Source organism: Roseomonas rosulenta (assembly GCF_016106005.1).
In the GTDB taxonomy this organism is placed as follows: domain Bacteria; phylum Pseudomonadota; class Alphaproteobacteria; order Acetobacterales; family Acetobacteraceae; genus Neoroseomonas; species Neoroseomonas rosulenta.
Genome location: NZ_JACADR010000352.1, coordinates 1 through 3,933 on the forward strand (window position 1 = coordinate 1; position 3,933 = coordinate 3,933).

6 protein-coding genes and 1 pseudogene are annotated in these 3,933 nt (G+C 74.3%); 2 read left to right on the forward strand and 5 right to left on the reverse strand.

Annotated elements, in window-relative coordinates:
• Both HW578_RS23915 and HW578_RS23920 read left to right on the forward strand, forming a co-directional pair.
• Positions 1–233: pseudogene (locus HW578_RS23915) on the forward strand (hydantoinase/oxoprolinase family protein); the annotation flags it as partial.
• Between the two features lie 44 nt (positions 234–277).
• Positions 278–943 carry a hypothetical protein gene (locus HW578_RS23920; protein ID WP_198373212.1) on the forward strand — a complete coding sequence of 222 codons (666 nt, stop codon included), beginning with the start codon at positions 278–280 and terminating at the stop codon, positions 941–943.
• On the opposite strand, the gene HW578_RS23925 is transcribed toward HW578_RS23920, so the two are convergent.
• The 5 genes from HW578_RS23925 to odhB form a co-directional block, all read right to left on the reverse strand.
• Positions 906–1,553, reverse strand: coding sequence for a hypothetical protein (locus HW578_RS23925; protein ID WP_198373213.1), 648 nt, complete (start codon positions 1,551–1,553; stop codon positions 906–908). The two genes, HW578_RS23920 and HW578_RS23925, sit on opposite strands and share 38 nt — an antisense overlap.
• Before the next feature lie 4 nt (positions 1,554–1,557).
• On the reverse strand, positions 1,558–1,947 hold the full coding sequence (locus tag HW578_RS23930) for a hypothetical protein (RefSeq protein WP_198373214.1): 390 nt from the start codon (positions 1,945–1,947) through the stop codon (positions 1,558–1,560).
• Between the two features lie 73 nt (positions 1,948–2,020).
• Complete coding sequence (locus HW578_RS23935) at positions 2,021–2,743, reverse strand: aspartate racemase/maleate isomerase family protein (protein WP_198373215.1); 723 nt, start codon at positions 2,741–2,743, stop codon at positions 2,021–2,023.
• A gap of 12 nt (positions 2,744–2,755) precedes the next feature.
• Positions 2,756–2,950, reverse strand: a complete 195-nt coding sequence (locus HW578_RS23940) for a hypothetical protein (RefSeq protein WP_198373216.1) — start codon at positions 2,948–2,950, stop codon at positions 2,756–2,758.
• A gap of 54 nt (positions 2,951–3,004) precedes the next feature.
• On the reverse strand, positions 3,005–3,933 hold a 929-nt coding region (gene odhB, locus HW578_RS23945), incomplete at its 5' end, for a 2-oxoglutarate dehydrogenase complex dihydrolipoyllysine-residue succinyltransferase (RefSeq protein WP_198373217.1).

Here is a 3,933-nt window from a genome sequence, read left to right on the forward strand (position 1 = left end):
CCGCCGCAGGCCGTGCCCCCGCCGCGCCCTTCGCCACGCGCCGCGCGCGGCTCGGCGGCACGGAGGCCGACCTGCCCGTCTTCGACTTCGCCGCGCTGGCGGACGGGCAGGCCATCGCCGGCCCCGCCATCGTCGAGAGCGACACCACGACGGTGCTGCTGCTGGCCGGCGACCAGGCGCGCATGGATGCGCGCGGCTGGCTCGATGTCGTGCTGCCGGGGGATGCTGCATGACCCGCCGCGCGTCGCGCCCCGAACACCGCCACGGAGACTGAGCCATGTCCGACTGGACGCCGCCCCCCGGTCATGCCGGCCGATGGATCCTCGCCTGCGCGGCTGGCGGCGCGGTCGGCCTGGCGCTGGCCGCGCTGTGGAACGCGCTGCTGCTGCCCGGCCTGGCGCCGGGCCTGCGCGGCCTGCCGATGCTCGCACCGCTGCTGCAGGCGCTGGGCGGGGCCGTGATGGGCGCCTGCCTCGGCGCCGCGCAGGGTGCGGTGCTGCGCCAGGCCTACCAGGACCTGCCGCTCGGCGCCTGGATCGGCGCGACGGCGGCGGCGGGCTACCTCACGGCGCTGGTCGTGGCGCTGGTCTTTGGCGTGCTCGCGCAGCATGCCGGCAGCCTGCCGATCGTGGTCTTCGTGCTGATGGGCGCGGCGCTGAAGGGCGTGGTGGGCGGGCTGCTCTACGGCCTGGCGCAGGGGCGCGTTCTGGATCGCGTCGTGGCGGAGCGCGCGTCGTGGATCCGGGTGGTGATGGTGGGCTTCATGCTCGGCGCGCTGCTCGGCAGCCTGCGCTGGCTGGTCGGGCCGGCGTCGATGACGCCGGTGTCGCTGGTGGTGGGCGGGCTGGTCGGCGGCGCGCTGGAGGGGCTGGCGCTTGGCGTGGTCAGCGCCGGCGCCTTCCGATTCATGCCGCCTCGTGCAGCTCGGCCAGCGCTGCCGTGAGGTTCTCCCGCGCGCGTGCCTCGTAGATCGATGCGAGGCGCGTGCGGAAGATCGCCGGGGCTTCGAGGAAGCGCGCCAGGACCGCGCCGCGCCCGGCGCGCCAGCGCGCTTCGTCCAGCGCGGCGTATTCGCGGCGCAGGAAGGCGGTGTTGCGGGCGAAGATCTCGGGCGCCTCGGCCAGCGGCGTGAGGTCGAGGTCGAGCAGCCGCAGCACGCGGCAATCGGCCCCGGCATAGGCCAGGTGGTCGGCGGTGGCGCGGATCGCCGCCTGCGCCCAGGCGGTGTCGCCCGGCACCAGCGCGGCCAGCAGCGCGGCGGAAGCGTCCTCGTTGTCCTTCGCCATCGGGTCGTAGACCGCGTCGTGGAACAGGATGGCCAGCGCCAGGTCGCGGTCGGCGGGGTCGCCGCCATGCAGCAGGTGGCGCAGCCAGAGCAGCCCGACATGGGCGGCGTCGTGATAGGCGCGGTGCGGCTCGGCGTAGCGGCGGCGGAGTTCGGCCGCGGCGGTGGCGGAGAGGTCGGCGCGCGCCAGCAGCGCGCCGAAGCCGGCGCGGCACTGGTCGAGATCCTCGGCGAGGGCGAGGGCTGCGCGGTCCTGCGTGCGGGGCATCGCGTCAGTCCCCGCGCCGCAGGGCGATGCGCCCGCCGGTATCCTCGAGCAGCAGCGTGCCGTCGGGCTGCAGCACGTAGCGGTAGGTCTCCCCGGGCAGCATGCGGATCGGCGTGCAGCCGAGCAGGCCGCAGGCGCGGCGCGGGGCCCAGTCCTCGATGGTCAGGCGCAGCCAGGGGCCGGCATTGGCCAAAGTCCAGTGGCCGGAGACGGTCATGGCGGTGCCGTCCGGCCCGCGGTCTTGGCGCGCGAAGCGGCCATCGGCTTCGAGGGTGATCTCGACCGACTGCCCGCCCTGCGCGGCGCGCCAGGTGCCGGCGAGCGGATTGGCCTGCGACAGGCCGGGGACCAGCAGGGCAATGGCGAGGATGGCGGTGGCGAGGCGGGGGGACATGGCGCGCTCCGGTGCTTCGGCAGCCCTACGCGCGGTGTATGCGCGCGGATGCGCGCGGCGGCGCTGAATCGCTTCAGGGCGCGGCGAAGAGGCGCCCGAAGCCCGCCAGCGGTGCGGCGCCGATGCCCGCCAGGTCGAGCAGCGCCGCCACGCCGAGCGCGGCGCTGTCCAGCACAGGCAGGCCCAGCTCGGCCTCCAGCGGGGCCATGCAGGCGAGGCCGGGCAGGTTGGTGCTCCAGACCAGGATGGCGTGGGGCCTGGCCGCGGCGGCCAGGGCGCGGGCGGCGTCGGCGATGGCGTGGGGCGGCACCGCGGCGGCGGAGAGGTTGTCCGGGCAGCCGAGGCCGCGGACGGCGAGGGTCTCGATGCCTTCCGCCGCGAAGCCGGCGGCGTGCGGAGTGGCCTCGGCGGCGGCGCCGGGCATCACCAGCGCGATGCGACGCGCCTTCCAGCGGTGCAGCAGGGCGACCGCGTGGATCGCGGTGGTGGTGGCGGGGCAGCCGGCCTCGGCGGCGAGGGTCGCGGCCAGCGCACGGTCGGCCGCGAGGCCCAGCGCCGCGCCGCGCGTGCCGTTCCAGCAGATAGCGGCCACGCCGGCATGGCCGACCAGCCGGGCGGCGGTGGCGTAGGAGGGCGTATCGTAGGCGCCTGCCGGCTGGCCGCTGCCATCCGGTGCATAGGGAATGCGCGCCACGCAGCCGTCTATGCCCGGCAGGTGGCGCAGCAGCGTGGCCGTCGTGCGCTCCACCACGCGGTTGGAGGAGGGCAGGATGGTGCCGACGGCGATGCGCGACATGGCGCGCCGCGGCTACTTCTTGCCGCTCATGCCCAGTTCGGCCTCGATCTCGCGGATGCGCGCGACCAGCGTGGTGCGCATCGAGGGCGAGGCGTGCGGCTTCAGCCCGGCGAGCGTGTCCTTGAGTTCGCGCAGCAGCTTTTCCTTCTCGCCGCGGCTGCGCTGTATGGGGCGCGCGTCGGAGAATTGGCCGTCCCGGCTTCGCATGTTGGCTCTCCCGTGCTGGGTTGGGCCGCGCCGAGGCAGGCGCGGCCAGGCGGGTCAGATGTCGAGCATCAGGCGCCGCGGATCCTCGATGCTTTCCTTGACCCGCACCAGGAAGGACACGGCCTCCTTCCCGTCCACGATGCGGTGGTCATAGGAGAGCGCGATGTACATCATCGGGCGGATTTCGACCTTCCCGCCCACCGCCATCGGGCGGTCCTGGATCTTGTGCATGCCCAGGATGCCCGACTGCGGCGGGTTCAGGATGGGCGTGGACATCAGCGATCCGTAGATGCCGCCATTGGTGATGGTGAAGGACCCGCCGGCGAGCTCATCCAGCTTGAGCGCGCCGTCGCGGGCCTTCTTCCCGTAGGCGGCGATGGTCTTCTCGATCTCGGCGAAGGAGAGCGTGTCGGCATGGCGCACCACCGGCACGACCAGGCCCGACGGGCCGCCCACCGCGATGCCCATGTGGACGAAGTTCTTGTAGACGATCTCGTCGCCGTCGATCTCGGCGTTCACCGCCGGGAATTCCTTCAGCGCGGCGACGCAGGCCTTCACGAAGAAGGACATGAAGCCGAGCTTCACGCCGTGCTTCTTCTCGAACACGTCCTTGTATTCGGCGCGCAGGGCCATGGCCGCGCCCATGTCCACCTCGTTGAAGGTGGTGAGCATGGCGGCGGTGTTCTGCGCTTCCTTGAGGCGCCGCGCGATGGTGGCGCGCAGGCGCGTCATCTTCACGCGCTCCTCGCCGGCATCGAGCGCACGGGCAGGCTTGGGCGCGGCGGGGGCTGCCGCGGCGGGGGCGGGGCGGGCCAGGTAGTCGAGCACGTCGCCCTTGGTGATGCGGCCATCCTTGCCGGTGCCCGCGCCGATCGCGGCGGCGGTGGCGCCCGTCTCGGCCATCATCTTGGCGGCGGCGGGAAGGGGGGCGGCGCCCTGGGCGGCGGCGGGGGCGGAGCCGGGCGGCGCGCCGGGGGCGGAGC